Below are 19,036 nucleotides of genomic sequence, written 5' to 3'. Positions count from 1 at the left end.
TTCATTATAATTTATTATACAAAAATAACTTTTAAATTTTAAGACTACTTTCAACACTTTCATGAACAACTAGAATCTTGCTCACGATTAATGTATCATACTTTCCTTAATAGAACATTAATTTTTTTTATGAAATAAATAGTAATTCCCTCTTATCTATCATTTTAGCCTAATGGATTAATTACATACCTATCCAAAATAAAAAGACATTGTTTCATTCAATGTCTTTTTATTTTCGGCTTTAAAAAACAAATGTTGTAATCTCATCCACTTCTTTTCTTGGAAGTTTCTTCGGCTTATCTTTCGGAAAACCGAGTGAAATAACCATATTTATTTGTTTTTCAGGCTCAATTTGTAAATATTGTCGTAGTTCATCTTGAGCTAACAATACCGGTCCTGTCATTGGGCATGTACCAAGCCCCTTCGCATGTGCAGCTAACATTAAGTTTTGTGCCGCTAAACAGCTGCTCTTAATTCCTTCTTCTTCCCAAACTGAATCTGGAACAAAAGCAATCGGATCAAATATTTTTTCACGAAACTTTGATTCATATGGCGTTGCCAAACATACGATTAATACTGGTGCCTCCGAGAAAGCTGTTGCATATGGTCCAAAAGAACGTGTAAGTAATTTCCCTGCTTTCTCTTCTCCGTTTTCTGCCGCTTTTGCCGCAAGTTTATGTAATGCATCCCATGTCATTTGTTCAATTTCTTTAATTTTCTCTCGGTTCATAATGACCAAGAACTCCCAAGTTTGTGAGTTCGTATCACTCGGTGCATAACGAGCACAATCAATAATTTCTTTTATATCACTAGTGGATACTTCTTGTTCTGTGAACTTTCTAACACTTCGTCTACCGTGAATTACTTCTTTAAAATCTTCATAATTCATACATTAAATCCCCTTTTTACAGCGTTTTCAAATCTTGTCCTATGTTTGAATTATATCATGAAAAAAAGCTGGAGTAATACCAGCTTTTTTCTTCAATATTAGTTCGTAACTTTAAACAAACGAATACTTTCTTCATATGCAACTTGGAGTTTCTTTGTGATCGGTCCTCTTTCCCCGTTCCCGAACTGCTCGTCACCAATTTGAACGACTGGGAATATTTCAAGTGGCGTCGCTGTGAAGAAGCATTCATCGGCCTCATACACTTCTTGAAGTGGAAATTCTCTTTCTTCTACTTCAATATGTAACTCTTTCGCTAATGTAATAACGTAGTGACGTGTAATGCCGTGTAGAATGAAATTGTCAGCCGGATGTGTAATCAATTTATTATTTTTCACCATAAAGAAATTTGAATGACACCCTTCCGTTACAATTCCATCTCGTACTAATATCGCTTCTTGATAGCCTTGTTCGTTTATTTTATTTTTGATCATAATATTAGGTAGCAGGTTTAAGGATTTTATATGACAGAACTTCCAGCGTATATCCTCTTCTACAGTAACTTTTATTCCTCGTTCCATAGAAGCAATTGGTCGTGGAAAAGAAACAATGTTTGCAAAATATGTTGGTTGCATATTTGACTCATATACATGATTACGCGCTTGAGCCCCTCTTGATATTTGCAAATATACATTCCCATCTTCTTGAAATTTATTTTTTTCAATCATTTGATATAACTCTTCCACTAACTCTTCCTTAGTAAACGGTGGAATTAATTTTATTTCTTCCATAGAATGAAAGAATCGTTCTAAATGTAAATCTAATAAATGTGGCTTCCCATCATATAGTCTGAATACCTCGTATATACCATCACCAAATTGAAAGCCTCTCTCCTCTAATGGAATCATTGGCTGTTCTTCCTTCGTATTTACAATTCTTCCGTTAAATAAAATCCAATCTTTATGAGTAGCTTTCATTTATTCCCACTCCTTTATTACATGATTGTTTTAATTGTACAACTTATGCATGATCAAAAGAAGGAATTTTCTGCATTTTAATAAAATAAAAAGTGCATCACCTATTTAAAGTGATGCACTTTTTATTTACTTCAGAAAATATTTTTCAATATCATCTAACATAAGATTTGCAGCTACAATACCACCTGCTGTATTCCAAATCACTTCATCTACTTGGAATACTTTATTATCTTTAGAAGCCTGCAGTTGTTTAAATAGTGGATCTTCTGTCCATTCTTTTGCTAATGTATTTCCTTCATTATTCTTATCCGCGTCTTTATCAGATGTGAAATAGAATAAATAATCCCCGTCCATATTTGGAATTTGCTCTTTTGTAATTCCTTTAATTGCAAATTCATCTTTATCTTGTAATGGTGGTCTTTTAAATCCAATATCATTTAATACAACACCTGAGAATGAATTTTTTTGATAAATACGAACGTCACCAGGGACGAAACGAATAATAGAAACTTTAGAGTTAACTTTATCACCTAATTTTTCTTTTATTCCTGCAATACGCTTTTTATAATCATTAAGAGCATTTTGCCCTTCTTTTTCTTTATTTACAGCTTTCGTATAAAGTGTAAAGTTTTCTTTCCAATCACCGCGTAATGTTTCAGCATATACTGTTGGCGCGATTTCTTTTAATTGCTCGTATATTTTTTCGTGACGCATTTTATTTCCGATAATTAAATCCGGCTGAAGCTTCATTACTGCTTCTAAATTAATGTCACGCTCAGTTCCTACTACTTTCGTATTTTTTAACTCTTTCGCTAAATGAGGATACCATTCATCACCAGCTCGTGGTTTCGTCGTTCCAACCGGCGTTACTCCAACAGATAAAAGTGCCTCAGCGCCCTCATTTGTTAAAACCACAACTCTTTTTGGCGTACCATTTACTGTCGTTTCTCCCATTGCATGCTTTATACTATAAGAACCTTTTGCCTTTACTGATGTATCTTTATCTTTCTTCTCTTCTTCTTTACCGCACCCTGCGATTACGACCATTAGTAACATAACGCAAAGTATAAGAATATTTTTAGTGCGTGTCATAAGCCCTCCTGGATGAAATTGATTATCATTTACACTTAAAGGTTAATGTATATCTCATACATTGTCAATAGATATATCAGAAAACTTTTTCAATATATATAATTACACCCTCATTTTTATTCAAAATATTTTTGTGCCTATTTGCTACTCAAATTTTTTTAATCGTAACATATGAAAAATAAATGGACATAAGAAAGTAATTGTAATTCCAGTCACTGCATAACGTAAATAATACATATCAGGTATTACTTTTTTTAGTATAAACTGCATTATTAGCATGATACTTAGGCCCAATACTGTTTTTACCACTTGCATTTTAAAATCATTACTTTCATTCATATTAATAAAATGATTCTCTAACATGATACCAATCGTAGAACCTGTCAAAACTCCTAGTAATTTAAGATTATCTACTTGGCTTGTCATAACATACATAATGAGTGAAACAGCCAATATAATTCGTTGTAACAATATAAATTTCCTATCACTTAATCCCATTGTTACCTTCGTATATAAATAAACAACTATGACACTAAATAAAACGGCACCTATTATATCACTGAGCCAATGTACACGTAAATATAGACGAGAAATAGCAACTAATATAATAAAAACAATACCAATGATCCAAATGATTCTCTTTTTACATAAAATCATGAATGAACCCCAAAACGTTGTTGCTAACTGCACGTGTGTACTTGGGAAAGAATAACTTGCAGCTGATTTTTCATATAAAGATTGAATTCCGTCGTATGTATACGGTCGCGGAATTTTCATAAATTCTTTTATCACTATCCCTATATATCCAGAGAAACAAAGCATAACAATCATATGAAATGCTTTTCTTTTAGAAACGCACCAATACGAAATTGAAATAACAATTAAATATAATGTTTCATTTGCAATAATAGATACAAGTTTAAAAAATGCTGTAAGTACACTTCCCTCCAGACTGATCATCCATTCAAGAAATAACATATCAATATTAAACATACAAACACGATACCTCCCTAAAATTTAATTCTGCTATTTTTCAGCACTTCATATAAAGTGAAACTTTAATCAGTGGGGGTTTTCTTCATCCCCCACTGATTATTAGCCCCCACCAATCGGACTTTAATGGGCAGCCCGATCCCCATTTAACTTCTTTGCTTTCGCTGAATTTTGAGGTGGGGTTCTTACTGCCCATTAAAGTGGGATAAACTAGTTGATTAACATTTCAAATTTATACACCTACTTACTTTACATGTTAAGAACATATAGTACCACATACTAATAATAGATAATATGTTAAAACATCCAATCATTTTTATAGATTTCCAATGATTTTTGGGCTTTATATACAAAATCACTCTAATTACAAATAAAAAAACCGCCCTTAAGTAAGGCGGTTTCTATCATTTTGCTTTAACCAATTTAATATAAATATATACGATTGATAGTGAATATAACGTATGCAAAATAAAAGAAATAAAAGGGCTATTCCAGTGGTACTATACAGCAAACCGAACTTTAAAAAAACATTTAAAAGCGGTGAAAAGTTCGTTATGCTTTGTAATGTAAGTAGCATACAAAACAAAAGGAAAAACACTGGAGCATATTGTAATTCATACGGCTTTCTCTTCTTATTCATTCTTTTTCGAATAAACATATGGCTTAGCTCCGCTACTAAAAAACACCCTCCAATTAATACAAGACCAGAAGTCATCGTCATACATCCACCTGCCTTATTTTTATCCCACATAACTACTCATCGCTATATTTTCTTCACATATATTCCGTCTTCCACATTAAATCCAAAGCTCTCTATGAAAGATTTCGCTTGTTCTGTTAATTCCGTTTGTAATACCTTTATCTCTTTCACATTTCTTTCTTTCATCATCATTTCAAATGTGAAATACGTATTTGTCCCATAACCATAACTTTGATAGTCAAAGTGAATAATTAACTGAGATAAAATCGCAGTCTCCTCTTGTACATTATAGTCTATTACACCGATATATGTATCATCAACCTTCACACAATACTGTACTTGATTCTCAGTTAAACTATGTGAGCGAAACATTTCTTTCACAACGTTTTCATTTTCTACAGTTACTTTTTCAAACGTAATCATATGTTGTCCATCCTTTTACTATTATTGTATCAATAATACGTCCTATTTATGAAAAAAACCTTAAGACCGTATGCGATCTTAAGGTTTTTCTAATTAAACTAAGCTATACGCACGTTTCGTTTCTTCGTGGAACTTATTCGTATCGTATTTATGCTCAACATAAATTTGATGCCATACCATAAACGCAAGTACAGTCCAAATTTTACGGCTATAATCGCCTTTATCTGCACAATGTGCTTCCAGTAAGTTTAATACATACTGTTTGTCGATTAAATGCTCTGTCTTACTCTCGTTTATAATATTGATAGCCCAATCATGCATTTCGTCTTTTAACCAGTGACGAATTGGTACTGGGAATCCAAGTTTTTTACGATCTAATACGTGATCTGGAACGATTCCGCGTGCTGCTTCACGTAAAATAGCTTTCGTAGTTCCGTTAGCAATCTTAAATTCAGTTGGAATTTTAGATGCAACATCGAATACTTCTTTATCTAAGAACGGTACACGAAGTTCTAATGAGTTTGCCATTGTCATTTTATCAGCTTTTAATAAAATGTCACCGCGTAACCATGTGAACATGTCAATGTACTGCATTTTGCTTACATCATCATAATCTTTAATTTCGTTATACAATGGTTTCGTGATATCCATATAGTTAACACTTTCATTGTAATACTTCATTAATTCAGCTTTCTCTTCTTCACGGAAGATTTTCGCGTTTCCATAGTAACGCTCTTCAATTGGCGTACATCCACGCTCTAGGAAGCTCTTTCCTTTAAATCCTTCTTTAAGAGCACCACTTAGTGCTTTTAGAACGCTCTTACCTGGGCTAGGAATGTAAGAGAACATTTTCAGTGAGTTTGGCTCACGATAAATGTTATAACCACCAAATAGCTCGTCTGCACCTTCGCCTGAAAGAACAACTGTTACATGCTTACGTGCTTCTTTTGCAACGAAGTACAACGGTACAGCTGCTGGATCTGCTAAAGGATCATCCATATGCCAAATGATTTTTGGGAATTCATCCATAAACTCTTTCGCTGAAATGAATACGTTATGGTTTTTAACGCCTAATTTCTCAGCAGTTTCTTTCGCAACATCAACTTCACTGAAACCACGTTGCTCAAAACCAACAGAGAATGTTAAAAGATTTGGATTCATTTCTCTTGCGATAGAAGCGATGATAGATGAATCGATACCACCAGATAAGAATGAACCTACTGGTACATCACTGCGCATATGCACTTTTACTGAATCATATAACACATCACGAATTGCTTGGATATGCTCCTCTTTCGTTGCACTTGAAGCATTGAAATAAGGTTTCCAGTAGCGATGGATTTCCATCTCTTTACCGATTTCTTTTACGAAATAATGACCAGGTTCGATTTTATTAACATCAATTGTTAATGTTTCTGGCTCTGGACCATATTGGTACGTAAAGTAATGTTGTAATGACGTTGGGTTAACGCCTTTATCTTCCATCACATGCATAATACTTTTCTTCTCAGATGCGAAGAATGTAGTATCACCTTGTTGTGCGATGTATAAAGGTTTAATACCGAAGTGGTCACGTGCACCGAAAAGTTTCTTTTCTTCACGATCCCAAATCATAAATGCAAACATACCACGAAGGTAGTCTACACATTTTTCTTTCATATGTGCATACAATGCAATGATAACTTCTGTATCAGATTGCGTTGCAAACGTTGCACCTTTTTCAAGTAACATTTCACGTAATTCTACATAGTTGTAAATTTCACCATTAAAAATAATTACATATCGATCATTTTCATAAGTTAGCGGCTGATGTCCTGCCTCTAAGTCAATGATACTTAAACGGCGGAAGCCAAATTGTACATGCTCATCACGAAAATATCCTTCGTCATCTGGACCACGGTGGAAAATCATCGTGTTCATATTTTCAAATTGATGTTTTTCTGTTTCTGAAAACTCTCTAGGGTTTTCACATAAACATCCTACAAAACCACACATACTTCTTACCCTCTTTCAGTTTTCATTCTGTCTCTATACTACTATATCAACCCTATTTATACTAGCATAATCAACTGAATATGGCGACCAAAAACTATAAAAAAATCACTCCATTTCACATTTTTAACAATTTTTTATGAAAACATGAAAATTAGGCAATCACCTTTCTCCGCTTTTGTCATATGATATTGCAAATTGATTTCTAGGAGGGAATACCATGAGTGAAGAAAAAAAAGACTCTTCTCGCCCACCGGTTCGCAATTATTTAAAGCAAATTGATGATTTCTTCGAGCAAACACCACTTCGCAATGTAATTGCTGATTTAAATCATTTTTTCCAAAAAGGAAATCGTTTATTAACATTCCCTGTAGATTTATATGAAGTTGGTGAAGAACTCGTTGTTACAGCTGAACTACCAGGTATACAAAAAGAACAAATTCAAATTGAAATACAAAATGAATACTTAAAAGTCTCTGTAAAAGAAGAGATACTGGAAGAAGAAGAGCAAACATCCCATAACTATTATCGCCGAGAACGTTCTATTTCAGAAGCATCCAGATTAATTAAATTACCGTACTCCATTAATAAAAAAGCAGCAAAAGCTTCGTATCAAAATGGCGTGTTAGAAATTCGGGCTCCAAAACTTCCACAGCAACATGACATTTTATCCATAGATTAATGTAAAAAAGAAGGGTGCTTTAATCTGCACCCTTCTTTTTATTCTGCTAATCGCTTCATATCACGTATAATGTCCTCATACGGCGTATTACTAATACCACTGTACTTTTTCATTACTTTTCCGTTTTGATCAATTAAATAAAATGACGTACCATGTATCACTTGACCATTTTCAGGTTTATCTACAAGTGATTGGAAATTATCTTTTGAAAACTTTGTAATATCTTCTAACGAATAACCTGTTAACAGGTTCCAGTTACTTGTATCTTCTGTAAACTTTTGAATGAAAGCTTTCAAGTTTTCTGGCTTATCAAGGTCAGGATCTACGCTAAATGATACAAACTGAACATCTAATTTCTCTTCCTTTGCCATTTTCTGTAATTTAGCCATATTAGCAGTCATTGGCGGACAAACTGTTTGACAGTTTGTGAACATAAAATCTGCAACCCAAACTTTCCCTTTTAAATCTTTTGTACCAAATGGCTTTCCATCTTGATTCGTAAATTGGAAAGTTTCTAAATCCCAATTCAATGGTTTACGAAGCTTTGAACCTGATCCACTACATCCAGCAAGTACAAAGAGACAAAATACAACCATAAGACCAATTACTTTTTGATAACGCTTCATTTATAAACCTCTTTTCTCTATCCTAAATTTAAATAGGTTATGTTTATCATAACAAAAGTTAACACTACGAGAAAATTGTTTACTACATTTGTTCACGAAATCGTACGAATTTACGTATGTTACTTCTTTATTTCAAGCGAATTACTAGACAAAATAATTTTTTTACTATTATTTCTCTAAATAATCGTCGCAAAACTAATTTTATTGTTATTTTTGTAAATGCATCTTCCTGTTTTTTTACAATTATTTAAACATTCATCCATGTTATACACTGTATTCCTTAACAACATTTCGGTACAATACAATTACAACGATTTTAAATGAGGTGATGTTCATGGCAAAGCGCTATGAAAATATGGATAATGTGAGTACAAAAAAATCAATTCGCTCTTTTATACGCTGGCGTAAAGAACGAAAGCAAAACAAAAAAGATTTTTCTTTCTTAGTAGAACAATCACCCGTTAAACAAAGTGCATTTTTGCAAAGTAATATTGAAAAAACGACTGTCACATGGATTGGGCATTCTACTTTTCTTATCCAAACGAATGGACTTAATATATTAACGGATCCAGTATGGGCCAATAAATTGAAGCTAGTCTCAAGACTTACTGAACCTGGTCTTTCTATACAAGAACTACCTAAAATTGATATTGTCCTCATTTCACATGGTCATTATGATCATTTAGATTTTTCAACACTTCGCCAACTTAATGATGACGTATTATACTTAGTACCCATTGGGCTAAAAAAATTATTTACTCGTAAAAAACTCAACAATGTAGAAGAGTATAAATGGTGGGAAAGTACGACTATTGATGATGTTTCCTTTCACTTCGTACCTGCTCAGCACTGGACGAGAAGATCATTATTTGATATGAACACATCTCACTGGGGTGGATGGATTATTAAAAATGACAATGTGGAGGAAACCATTTATTTTTGTGGAGACAGTGGCTATTTCCAAGGTTTCAAAGAAATTGGCAAACGCTTTTCAATTGATATTGCCCTTATGCCAATTGGAGCTTATGAACCAGAATGGTTTATGAAAATATCTCACGTTTCACCTGAAGAAGCAGTGCAAGCTTATTTAGATTTAAATGCTACACACTTTATACCAATGCATTACGGAGCTTTTGCACTCGCTGATGAAACACCTCGCGAGGCAATAACAAGGCTTCGAAATAATTGGAATTTACGTATGTTACCGTGGGAACAACTGCATGTACTCTTTTTAGGTCAAACTTTCACTTATAATAGCGTAACAAATGATAAACAAGTAAATGAAAAAAGCGAAACGTTACATGTATAACATAACTACTTATTTTCTATATTCAACATATACTATAGAAAATCATAAAGTGAAACTTTAATCAGTAGGTGTTTTTTTATGAATGAATATTTACAGACTCGCTATATTATTAGCGGTAGCGCATGTATAGCCCTTCTTATTTCTTACTTTCTATTCACTTGAACTACCCCCACTTAACACTCTAACGAGCTGTTTGAAGTGGGGGATTCCTACGAACACTAAGGTATCCCTCAGTTTTATGAGTAGGCAATCCCCGTAATTCCTACGGTTAGCAGCCTTATGGCCTCTTTTCTCAGATTTTCCGCTGCATTCACATCTCTATCATGATACATACCACAAGAAGGACACTTCCATTCACGCAGGTTTAGGCTTTTCACATCTTTATTTTTGTAGTCGCAATGCGAACAGGTTTGGGAACTAGCGAATGTTTTTGACACCACAATCACTTTTTTCCCATACCAGCTTGCCTTATACAACAACATCGCTTTGAATTGTGCCCATGATACTTCTTGAATCGCTTTCGCTAGTTTGTGATTCTGTAACATATTCGATACTTGCAAATCTTCTATCCCAATCACATCGTGGTTTTTGATGATCCTTGTAGAGAGTTTTTGCAAGTAATCCGTTCTTGCATTTTTGATTCGTTCATGAATACGAGCGACTTTCATTCGCTGTTTATGCCAATTCGCTCCGCCTTTTGTACGTCTAGATAGAATACGCTGGGCATGAGCGAGTTTCTTTTCTAATACCCGAGACCATTTTGGATTACCGAATACCTCACCCGTTGAAAGAATAGCAAAGTTTTTCACCCCAACATCTATACCAACAGTGGAATCGGTCTTCGGCAATTCTTGTACTTCTGCTTCAGCAAGAATCGAGACAAAATATTTTCCACTTGGATTCCTTCTGACAGTAGCACTCAAAATTCGTCCTTCTATCTCACGACTTTTGACAAATTTGACAAGACCAAGTTTCGGTAACTTCAATTTATTATCTATAATCGCAATGTTTCCATTTGTATGTTTCGTTGTATAGGATTGGACTTTATTGTTTTTCGATTTAAACCGAGGTGCTTTGTTTTGTTTTTTGAAGAATCTTGCATACGAGTCAGCGAGGTTGTGAAGAGAAGATTGAAGAGCGATACTGTCCACTTCTTTTAGCCATACAAATTCTTTTTTGAGAATAGGTAATTGCGAAGAACAAGTGCCATAGGATAACCCTTTTCCTGTTTCTTTATACCTATCATTCCACTTTTCCAAAAAGTAGTTAAATACAAATCGTGAACAACCAATTGTTTTCGTAATAGCTATTTTTTGTTCTAAACTAGGATAGATCCGAAACTGATACGCTTTATGGATAAGCACCGCTTTTCACCTCACTTCCTTTTTATTTGTTTACAATCTTTTTCATGATATACGTAGGAACGATATCATGATATAACCAAATAATACTGATCACGTATTATTTCTTCTTTTTTGTCGAAAGTCCTCTGTCCCTTTCAAAAAAATACAAATGAAACAATTTCGTAGATGTAAAAATTCCTCTGAGCTATAACATTTTCTTTCTATAGGAACGAACTGATTACGATACCGGTACCTTATACTGATTCTTCACCAAGAAGAACCTTTAGGCTGTTGCCTAACCGTCATTCAGCTCCCACCTACTCATTGGAACACGTCCTACCCATTCCTTGAGGTGGGAGTTTTCTGTCGGGAAATGATAAAGTGAAGCTTTAATCAGTGAGGGCTTGGCTTCATCCCCCACTGATTATTAGCCCACATCAATCGGACATCTCCTGCGTAACTTCTTTTCTTTATGTAGGGAGTCCTACTGTCCGCAAATAGCAGCATAAAAAAGCTACTTGAAAATTCATTTCAAGTAGCTTTTTTATTATTCTGCTAAATACATAAATCCGATTGCACCCGGACCTGTATGAGTACTAATAATAGGCGTTGTAAAGAAAATTTCTGATTTAGCAAATCCACTTACTTTTTCAACAGCCGCTTTTACATTTTCAGCTAAAGGAATTGCTTTCGCATGCGGAATTGCCACAGCTTTTACAACTTTTCCAGCTGTATCTTCCTCAAATAACTTAGCTAACGTTTTTACAATTTGACCTTGGCTACGCACTTTCGTTACAGGGTTATAAACACCCTCTTCAAGGCTAGCAATTGGCTTTATATTAAGTAGCGAACCGATAAACGCTTTTCCTTTACCGATACGCCCACCCTTCACTAAGTTTTCTAATGTATCTACTACTACATATAATCGAGTATTCTTCCTTACTTCATCTACACGTTTTAAAATTTCTTCTAGTGAGCGTCCTTCATTTGCCATTTTCGCAGCTTCAACTACTTGATATGCTAAAGCATGTGTAATAAATTGCGAATCAACAACTGTTACTTTTGTGTCGGTCATTGATGCAGCACTATTTGCAGTTGCCACAGTACCACTCATTCCACTTGTCATATGAATGGAAAGTACTTCACTTCCATCTTCCCCTAACTTGTCATACATTTCTACAAATGTACCCATTGCTGGTTGTGATGTTTTTGGTAGTTCCTCTGATTTAATCATTTCTTCAATAAATTCATCTGGTTGTAGATCAACGCGATCTAAATATGTTTGTCCATTTACAGAGATTGATAATGGTAGAACATGGATGTCATACTTCTCAATTACCTCTTGTGATAAATCTGCCGTTGAATCTGTTACAATTTTAATTTTTTGCATATTATATTCTTCCCTTTCCAATACGCTCTCCTTGTTATTATACTAGTATTCCCATTGCTTTCAACAATTTGAAACGAAATTTCATTAAATTAATTATATTTTTATATCTAAAATGAAAAAGACAGAGCTCTTAACCCTGTCCCCACTCTATATTATGCATTTTTTTCAAGAGTATTTGTTTTATATACATTTAAATAATCATTCCACTTCAAACAATTTTGTAAATATTCACGGAAAGAATACGAAAATCTTGGGTGCTTTTGTTTTTGAATTTTTGCAATAAATAATTGAAGACGAGACTGTATTAGAAACGATAATGGATGCTGCGCTTGTAGGACAGGGATTTCAAATATTTTAATACACTCCCCTGTTGAATGAGTGAAATAAAAACTTTTCGTAATCACAATATCAATCCTCTTTTTCATTGGATTTTTGAACTTCTTCTACTTTACGCTGTAACACGTTGTTTAAAGTGGCGACTCCCATTAATACAAAAGTATCCCTAGACAATCTCTGTAGTCCTTATGGTTAGAAGATTTATACTCTATTCATCTTCACCTAATCCATCCCCCACCCTAAATTCCTAATAAGATAAGGACTCGTTATCCGTATATTGCTTAATATATTCAGTATAAACTTATAAAAGCGCAAAGTTTGTCTAAATTTTGGAGATTCTATAATTTTTTTCTTCTCTATATTGTATACGTTTATAACTAGAGTATAACAAATAAATAAAAAAAGTGCCTTTATAACGAGGCACTTTTCGACTGAATTTCTTCTTCTCTTTTCTTTTTTCGCTTACTAACAATCTTTGATAAAGCGATACTAATTTCATAAATACAAATAAGCGGTACCGCAACTAAACTATGTGATAAAAAATCTGGCGGTGATATACACGATGCAATGATAATCAATGCTACGTAAGCATACCTTCTTATTTTTATTAGAAATTCCGCCGTCAATAGTCCAATACTCGTTAAAAACATTACTACTACTGGCAATTCAAAAATTACAGCAAATGGAACTGTTAAATTAAGAACAAAATGAAAATACTTTTCTGTCGTAAACATCGTATTAAACATTTCATTACCTATCGTAGTTAAAAAATGAAATAAAAACGGCATTACAACGAAATATCCAAAGCATAAACCTGCAATAAATAATATAGACAATACCGGTATATACATTAACGTCATCTTTTGTTCATTTGGATGTAAACCCGGTTTTACAAATAACCACATTTGTATAGCAGCAAAAGGAATTGTACAAACGATAGCAAATACTGTAGCAATCGAGAAAAAAATCCACAATACATCACTTGGACCGAGAACAGTTAATTTCATTGGTAAGTCTTTTACAAGCCAAAAATAAATATCCTTCGTAAAAGTAAACCCAACAATTAAAAATAGTACAAAGGATAACACGGTATATATTACTCGTTTGCGAAGCTCAACTATATGTTCTACTACACTCATTTCCCGATCTTCCATCTCGTTCACCACACTTTATTTATCCATTTCGAAGAAAATTCATTACATTTTTTCTTTCTTTTCCTTCTCTTGAAATGCATCATCAGTCAATTCTTTCGTTGATTTTTTAAATTCTTTTAACGTTTCCCCTAAAGCCTTTCCGATTTCCGGCAATTTTTTCGGCCCAAATAAAATAAGTACAGCTACTAAAATTAAAATTAATCCTGGAAAGCCAATATTTGAAAACATTTCTCCATCCCCTTTATTAGTAGATTCCTTGTCCTACTATTGCATAATTTTATTTTGTCAAAAAAGTTTGAAAACGTCAACAAAACCATTACCTTTTGTCAAAAAAATTCAAAAATATAATCAATTATACAAATTTCATTTTCTATTGCTCTTGTGTATGATATGGTAAGGGAAAAGACATATTATTTTATCCCGCTTTAACGGGTAGTAAGAACCATCACCTTAAAATTCAGTGCAAGCAAAGAAGTTACGTGGGGGGTGGGCTGCCCGTAAAAGCCCGATTGATTCAACTAATAATCAGTGGGGGGATGCCCCCCACTGATTAAAGTTTCACTTTATAATAGTAGAAAGGATTACCATTATGACTGAAAAAATGACACGAATGACACAATTTGTGAAAGAAGAAATCGCAAATGCAATAACACATGGTATCGGTGCCATTTTAAGCATCCCTGCCTTAATCATATTGATTATTCATGCTTCTAAGCATGGTACCGCATCAGCTGTAGTTGCATTTACTGTTTATGGTGTAAGTATGTTCTTACTGTACTTATTTTCAACGTTGCTACATAGCATTCATCATCCAAAAGTAGAAAAAATATTTACTATTTTAGATCATTCAGCCATTTACTTATTGATTGCTGGCACGTATACTCCTTTTCTACTTATTACACTCCGCGGCCCATTAGGATGGACATTACTTGCTATTATATGGACCCTTGCAATCGGAGGTATCATCTTCAAAATTTTCTTTGTACGTCGCTTTATTAAGGCATCAACGCTATGTTATATCATAATGGGATGGCTCATAATCGTTGCTATTAAACCACTTTATGAAAATCTAACTGGACATGGTTTTTCACTACTTTTAGCAGGTGGTATTTTATATTCTGTAGGAGCTATATTCTTCCTTTGGGAAAAGTTACCTTTCAACCATGCCATTTGGCATCTTTTCGTATTAGGTGGTAGTGCGATGATGTTCTTCTGCGTACTCTTTTACGTCTTACCTACAGCATAATAAAAAAGGTTTCAGCTTAATGTAAGCTGAAACCTTTTTTATTACTTATGTAATTGTGATGCGATAACATCCTGTGTATACTTCGTTAACTCTTTAATATCCATAGTCGCATACTCTTCAGGTGTAATCGGCTTAGAAATTGTTACTGTTGCACGAGCTCGCTTCATACGATTTCCATTTGCTTCAAACATTTTATATGTCCCATCTAATGTTACAGGTAAGATTGCTACACCAGATTTTACAGCAAGATGAAAACTCCCAGCCTTAAACTCTCCAATTTCGCCACCCTTACTTCTCGTTCCTTCAGGGAAAATTACGATAGAATGTCCATCCTTCAATAGTTCAATCCCATCTTTAATCGCTTGAAGTGACTGGCGACGATCGCTACGATCCATAAATACACAATTCATAAGTTCCATCCAAGTTGGTACAACTGGGAACTTTTTAATCTCTGCCTTTGAAACGAAGCCAATTGGTTTATTTAAATAACCTAGTAAAACAGGGATATCCATATTACTCTGGTGATTACTTACAACTAGTACCGGCTTATCTTTCGGAACATTTTCAAGTCCTTTAACTTCTACTGTTCCTCCAGCTACACGTACCATTTTCTTACCAAACCAATTTGTCGTTTTGTACACAGCATTATCTTTTTCTTGTGGCGACATCGTATTTACTTGTCTTTTAAGACGCCACATTCTCGGTGTAATCGCAATTACGATTAAAATTAAATAAAAGATTTTAAAAAACGTTTGAATCATACAGAACCCCCACCTATTATCATTCCGACCTTCATTATACTAGACAAACGAAGGAAAAAGAAGAAAAAATGTCCAAACAACAAGTGTTTGGACATTTTTAAGTATGATATATTAGAAACGTTTTGCTAATTCACGAGCATTAGCAATTGCTGCTTCTTTAATTTCTTGTGCTTTTTCAGGGTTTGCATTCATACCTTCAACTGCAATATATTCAGTATCATTTACACCGACAAATCCTAATACAGTTTTTAAGTGATTGCGTCCGAAGTCTACAGCTGCGTATGCTCCTTCAGAATATACGCCACCTGTTGCTTGAATGTGAAGTGCTTTTTTACCTTCTAACAAGCCAACTGGACCATTTTCAGTATATTTGAATGTTTTACCTGCGATTGCTACGTTGTCTAAGTATGCTTTTACTACTGGTGGGTAGCTAAAGTTCCACATTGGAGTTACAAATACATAACGATCTGCATTCATAAATGTTTCTAAGTTTGTGTTCATTGCTGCAACTTTTTGTTGTTGAGCTTCAGTTAAAGCTTCAAATCCTTCACCTGCTGCAAATTTACCCCAAGCAGCGAATACATCTGCATCGATTGCTGGTACTGTAGTATTGAATAAATCAATTGTTACAACTTCATCTTGTGGATGTTCGTTTTTATAAGCTTCGATGAATGCTTCCCCTACTGCCATTCCGAAAGAACCTTCTGCTGAATTTGGATTTGCTGTAATAAATAGTACTTTTGTCATTGTATTCTCTCCCTTTTCTACATTTTATCTTTAATTTGAGATTTATAATTTTAAAGTAAATAACTTACCTTATGTAAGTATAATACAAAAAGTTTCATTCGATGTCAATAAAAAATAGCTACTTTTTTTTCGTAAGTTAATGATTTATTTTGTTTCCTTAAAATTCAGTATATAGATATTAAGAATTCTTTCATAGAAAAAGGTTAGCTCTACAAATTATAGAGCTAACCTTTTATTACATATTATTTTTGAAATACATGTTTTACTTTTTCAGCTGGAATATTACTTCCGCCTCTACCTTTTACATCTTCAATCATCATAGTAATAACCATATCTGGTGAATTTAAATCAAATGCAGCGAACCAGCCTAGTTCTTTTCCTTCAGCCTCTTTTGATACTTTTAATTCCGCTGTACCTGTTTTTCCAGCAAGAGTCATGCCATCAATTTTAGCAATTTTCCCAGTACCATCTGGATCATTAATTACTTTCGTCATAGCAGTTTTTAATATATCCTGATTACCTTTTGAAATGACATTCTCTTTCCAAACTTTTGGCTGCTTATCTGTTTTAATAATGTATGGAGAAGGTATGTTTCCATCATTAACAATTGGTGCGTACGTTAATGCTAGATGGAGTGGTGTCATTAATACTTGGCCTTGTCCATAACCTGTGTCTGCCATTTGAATATCATTTTTAATACTATCATTTGCGATTTTAGAAGCTGGGAATCCATATTCAATTGGTAATTTCTCATCGAATCCAAATTTTTTCGCTTCACTCATAAATTTGTCTTTTCCGATTTTCAAAGCTTCTTGTGCGAAATAAATATTATCCGAGTATTTCATCGCCTTATCAAAATCAATCGGATTTGCATCTTTTACACGAGTTACATAATAATTACCCCAAGAAGAATCTTTTGTCCATTTTAATCCTTCAATTTTTAACTCTTCTTTTGGATCAATTGTTTTCGTTTCAAGACCGATTGCAGCTGTAATCGGCTTAAATACAGATCCTGGAACTGATAATTGTGTAAATCGATTCGTCATCGGTTTTTTCGGATCATTATTTACCGCATCACGTTGCGCTTTTGAAGCCCCTCTTGTAAGGGTATTTGGGTTATAAGCTGGTGTGCTCACAAGTGCAAGTGTTTCTCCAGTCTTTGGATTAATTGCTGCACTTGATCCTACCTCATTTTTCATTTCATTATAAATTTCGCTTTGAACTGCACTGTCAATCGTTAAAGTTACATTTTCTCCATCAACAGCATCTGTTTTTGCTAAATTTTTAATTTCTTTTCCTTGTGCATCTTCTATGAAGACACGACCGCCTTTTTTACCGCGTAACTTTTCTTCCAGTACTTGCTCTAAACCAGCTTTACCTACTGGATCATCTGCTTGATAACCTTTCTTTTGTAACGTTTTTAAATCTTCAGCATTCACTTTTCCAATATAGCCAGTAAGATGTGCGGCTTCTTCTCCTAATGGATATGAGCGAACATTTACTGGTTTTGTTGCAACACCAGGTAAATCTATGTACGTATTTTGTGTTGCTCCTTCAGGCAATATTCCAATTGGTACAAGGTAATTTGGTTTTACCCATTTCGCTGCTAGTTTTTGATCAATTTCTTCGACAGACATATTTAGTAACTTCGCTACCGTTTCTTTCGTTTGCGGAGCTGTATCCCCTAATTTTTCAGGAATCAATCCGATTTCAGAAGCTTTACCATTTACCGCAAGATATTTACCGTTACGGTCATATATTTCTCCGCGCTTCGGCTCTGTCGTTTGCATACGCACTTTACTATCTTTCGTCATACCTGGGAATATAAAATCAGGAGTCCAATCTATTTTCCAAGATTCTTTATCTCCATCCTTTTCTTTCACCATTTTTGCTTCATGGCTAAAAGTGATTTTACCACCAACAGTATCCATGCTTACTTTAAAAGGAACAGGACCTTCATCTTTTTTATCTTCTTTTACTTCTCCTGCTTCTACTTTTAAGTCTTTCACTTCAATGCCAGAATAAATTTTTTCATATTTCTCAGTGAATTCTTTCTTTGAAATATCTTTTTTTGCCTTTTCTGATAATTGATCATACATTTCTGCAAATTTTTGTTTATTCCATACTTTTGCATATGTATCAAATGCTTCTTGTGGTTTTTCTTCTTTACCACATCCGACTAACATGAATGTTAAGCAAAGAAAAAGAATCCCCCATATTTTTCTCAATCGATTCTCCTCCTCTTTCTATCTTAATACTCTTGAAAATTTTAGCATTTTTACATGCTACCATTCATTATAGCACTATCGAATCTCATCTATAAACCTATATTGATGGATACAAATAAAAAGATTGATGTGAATTTTCACATCAATCTTT

The 19,036-nt window shown here is 34.0% G+C and carries 19 protein-coding genes; 3 read left to right on the top strand and 16 right to left on the bottom strand.

The features are described 5' to 3' along the window. Window positions 1-241: 241 nt before the first annotated feature. From ACTFSI_RS15460 to asnB, 7 genes are all read right to left on the bottom strand, one after another. A complete protein-coding gene (locus tag ACTFSI_RS15460; RefSeq protein WP_001105300.1) occupies window positions 242-889 on the bottom strand; it encodes a nitroreductase family protein in 648 nt (215 codons plus the stop codon). Window positions 890-987: 98 nt separating this feature from the next. After that, the gene (gene dat, locus ACTFSI_RS15455) at window positions 988-1,863 is read right to left on the bottom strand and encodes a D-amino-acid transaminase (RefSeq protein WP_000648366.1); all 876 of its coding nucleotides are present in this window, start codon (window positions 1,861-1,863) and stop codon (window positions 988-990) included. Window positions 1,864-1,989: 126 nt separating this feature from the next. Continuing rightward, window positions 1,990-2,955, bottom strand: a complete 966-nt coding sequence (locus tag ACTFSI_RS15450; protein WP_440045467.1) for an ABC transporter substrate-binding protein — start codon at window positions 2,953-2,955, stop codon at window positions 1,990-1,992. Between the two features lie 144 nt (window positions 2,956-3,099). Beyond that, window positions 3,100-3,948 (bottom strand): phosphatase PAP2 family protein, encoded by an 849-nt coding sequence (locus ACTFSI_RS15445; protein WP_044790702.1) that lies wholly within the window; start codon window positions 3,946-3,948, stop codon window positions 3,100-3,102. A gap of 385 nt (window positions 3,949-4,333) precedes the next feature. After that, window positions 4,334-4,663, bottom strand: coding sequence for a hypothetical protein (locus ACTFSI_RS15440; RefSeq protein WP_440045501.1), 330 nt, complete (start codon window positions 4,661-4,663; stop codon window positions 4,334-4,336). 48 nt (window positions 4,664-4,711) lie between these two features. Next, a complete protein-coding gene (locus ACTFSI_RS15435; protein ID WP_044790704.1) occupies window positions 4,712-5,071 on the bottom strand; it encodes a GNAT family N-acetyltransferase in 360 nt (119 codons plus the stop codon). A gap of 93 nt (window positions 5,072-5,164) precedes the next feature. Beyond that, the gene (asnB, locus tag ACTFSI_RS15430) at window positions 5,165-7,066 is read right to left on the bottom strand and encodes an asparagine synthase (glutamine-hydrolyzing) (protein WP_000333816.1); all 1,902 of its coding nucleotides are present in this window, start codon (window positions 7,064-7,066) and stop codon (window positions 5,165-5,167) included. Between the two features lie 217 nt (window positions 7,067-7,283). Here asnB and ACTFSI_RS15425 point away from each other — a divergent pair, with 217 nt between their 5' ends. Continuing rightward, a complete protein-coding gene (locus tag ACTFSI_RS15425) occupies window positions 7,284-7,745 on the top strand; it encodes an Hsp20/alpha crystallin family protein (protein WP_001288082.1) in 462 nt (153 codons plus the stop codon). A 38-nt stretch (window positions 7,746-7,783) separates the two neighbouring features. Here the strand turns inward: ACTFSI_RS15425 and ACTFSI_RS15420 are convergent, their stop codons facing one another. Beyond that, complete coding sequence (locus tag ACTFSI_RS15420; RefSeq protein ID WP_000833353.1) at window positions 7,784-8,371, bottom strand: SCO family protein; 588 nt, start codon at window positions 8,369-8,371, stop codon at window positions 7,784-7,786. Window positions 8,372-8,705: 334 nt separating this feature from the next. Here ACTFSI_RS15420 and ACTFSI_RS15415 point away from each other — a divergent pair, with 334 nt between their 5' ends. Further along, complete coding sequence (locus ACTFSI_RS15415; RefSeq protein ID WP_440045466.1) at window positions 8,706-9,680, top strand: MBL fold metallo-hydrolase; 975 nt, start codon at window positions 8,706-8,708, stop codon at window positions 9,678-9,680. A gap of 236 nt (window positions 9,681-9,916) precedes the next feature. On the opposite strand, the gene tnpB is transcribed toward ACTFSI_RS15415, so the two are convergent. The 5 genes from tnpB to ACTFSI_RS15390 all read right to left on the bottom strand — a co-directional run bounded on the left by tnpB (window position 9,917) and on the right by ACTFSI_RS15390 (window position 14,131). After that, window positions 9,917-11,044 (bottom strand): IS200/IS605 family element RNA-guided endonuclease TnpB, encoded by a 1,128-nt coding sequence (gene tnpB, locus ACTFSI_RS15410; protein WP_138322072.1) that lies wholly within the window; start codon window positions 11,042-11,044, stop codon window positions 9,917-9,919. Between the two features lie 526 nt (window positions 11,045-11,570). Beyond that, window positions 11,571-12,413, bottom strand: a complete 843-nt coding sequence (locus ACTFSI_RS15405) for a DegV family protein (protein ID WP_041184214.1) — start codon at window positions 12,411-12,413, stop codon at window positions 11,571-11,573. A 152-nt stretch (window positions 12,414-12,565) separates the two neighbouring features. Then, window positions 12,566-12,817, bottom strand: coding sequence for a DUF2535 family protein (locus tag ACTFSI_RS15400; protein ID WP_000629015.1), 252 nt, complete (start codon window positions 12,815-12,817; stop codon window positions 12,566-12,568). A 342-nt stretch (window positions 12,818-13,159) separates the two neighbouring features. Beyond that, window positions 13,160-13,903, bottom strand: coding sequence for a twin-arginine translocase subunit TatC (gene tatC / locus ACTFSI_RS15395; RefSeq protein WP_044792531.1), 744 nt, complete (start codon window positions 13,901-13,903; stop codon window positions 13,160-13,162). Between the two features lie 42 nt (window positions 13,904-13,945). Beyond that, window positions 13,946-14,131, bottom strand: a complete 186-nt coding sequence (locus tag ACTFSI_RS15390; protein WP_000492443.1) for a twin-arginine translocase TatA/TatE family subunit — start codon at window positions 14,129-14,131, stop codon at window positions 13,946-13,948. A 361-nt stretch (window positions 14,132-14,492) separates the two neighbouring features. Here ACTFSI_RS15390 and trhA point away from each other — a divergent pair, with 361 nt between their 5' ends. Then, a complete protein-coding gene (trhA, locus tag ACTFSI_RS15385; protein WP_000136887.1) occupies window positions 14,493-15,149 on the top strand; it encodes a PAQR family membrane homeostasis protein TrhA in 657 nt (218 codons plus the stop codon). A gap of 41 nt (window positions 15,150-15,190) precedes the next feature. On the opposite strand, the gene ACTFSI_RS15380 is transcribed toward trhA, so the two are convergent. From ACTFSI_RS15380 to pbpC, 3 genes are all read right to left on the bottom strand, one after another. Next, window positions 15,191-15,910: a lysophospholipid acyltransferase family protein gene (locus tag ACTFSI_RS15380; RefSeq protein ID WP_440045465.1), complete on the bottom strand. Its 720-nt coding sequence runs from the start codon at window positions 15,908-15,910 to the stop codon at window positions 15,191-15,193. Between the two features lie 111 nt (window positions 15,911-16,021). Continuing rightward, on the bottom strand, window positions 16,022-16,657 hold the full coding sequence (locus ACTFSI_RS15375; RefSeq protein ID WP_000170021.1) for an FMN-dependent NADH-azoreductase: 636 nt from the start codon (window positions 16,655-16,657) through the stop codon (window positions 16,022-16,024). A 242-nt stretch (window positions 16,658-16,899) separates the two neighbouring features. Further along, window positions 16,900-18,885, bottom strand: a complete 1,986-nt coding sequence (gene pbpC / locus ACTFSI_RS15370) for a penicillin-binding protein 3 (RefSeq protein ID WP_440045464.1) — start codon at window positions 18,883-18,885, stop codon at window positions 16,900-16,902. Between the last annotated feature and the right edge of the window lie 151 nt (window positions 18,886-19,036).

Source organism: Bacillus cereus group sp. MYBK101-2 (assembly GCF_051918845.1).
GTDB classification, from domain to species: domain Bacteria; phylum Bacillota; class Bacilli; order Bacillales; family Bacillaceae_G; genus Bacillus_A; species Bacillus_A paranthracis.
Note: the sequence above shows the minus strand (reverse complement) of the source record. Positions and strands in the feature narration are given on the sequence as shown.

Bases quoted from the DNA above. Each gene is read 5' to 3' on its own strand.
- ACTFSI_RS15460 (WP_001105300.1), bottom strand. From the start codon at position 889: ATGAATTATGAAGATTTTAAAGAAGTAATTCACGGTAGACGAAGTGTT.
- dat (WP_000648366.1), bottom strand. From the start codon at position 1,863: ATGAAAGCTACTCATAAAGATTGGATTTTATTTAACGGAAGAATTGTA.
- ACTFSI_RS15450 (WP_440045467.1), bottom strand. From the start codon at position 2,955: ATGACACGCACTAAAAATATTCTTATACTTTGCGTTATGTTACTAATG.
- ACTFSI_RS15445 (WP_044790702.1), bottom strand. From the start codon at position 3,948: ATGTTTAATATTGATATGTTATTTCTTGAATGGATGATCAGTCTGGAG.
- ACTFSI_RS15440 (WP_440045501.1), bottom strand. From the start codon at position 4,663: ATGACTTCTGGTCTTGTATTAATTGGAGGGTGTTTTTTAGTAGCGGAG.
- ACTFSI_RS15435 (WP_044790704.1), bottom strand. From the start codon at position 5,071: ATGATTACGTTTGAAAAAGTAACTGTAGAAAATGAAAACGTTGTGAAA.
- asnB (WP_000333816.1), bottom strand. From the start codon at position 7,066: ATGTGTGGTTTTGTAGGATGTTTATGTGAAAACCCTAGAGAGTTTTCA.
- ACTFSI_RS15425 (WP_001288082.1), top strand. From the start codon at position 7,284: ATGAGTGAAGAAAAAAAAGACTCTTCTCGCCCACCGGTTCGCAATTAT.
- ACTFSI_RS15420 (WP_000833353.1), bottom strand. From the start codon at position 8,371: ATGAAGCGTTATCAAAAAGTAATTGGTCTTATGGTTGTATTTTGTCTC.
- ACTFSI_RS15415 (WP_440045466.1), top strand. From the start codon at position 8,706: ATGGCAAAGCGCTATGAAAATATGGATAATGTGAGTACAAAAAAATCA.
- ACTFSI_RS15405 (WP_041184214.1), bottom strand. From the start codon at position 12,413: ATGCAAAAAATTAAAATTGTAACAGATTCAACGGCAGATTTATCACAA.
- tatC (WP_044792531.1), bottom strand. From the start codon at position 13,903: ATGGAAGATCGGGAAATGAGTGTAGTAGAACATATAGTTGAGCTTCGC.
- ACTFSI_RS15390 (WP_000492443.1), bottom strand. From the start codon at position 14,131: ATGTTTTCAAATATTGGCTTTCCAGGATTAATTTTAATTTTAGTAGCT.
- trhA (WP_000136887.1), top strand. From the start codon at position 14,493: ATGACTGAAAAAATGACACGAATGACACAATTTGTGAAAGAAGAAATC.
- ACTFSI_RS15380 (WP_440045465.1), bottom strand. From the start codon at position 15,910: ATGATTCAAACGTTTTTTAAAATCTTTTATTTAATTTTAATCGTAATT.
- ACTFSI_RS15375 (WP_000170021.1), bottom strand. From the start codon at position 16,657: ATGACAAAAGTACTATTTATTACAGCAAATCCAAATTCAGCAGAAGGT.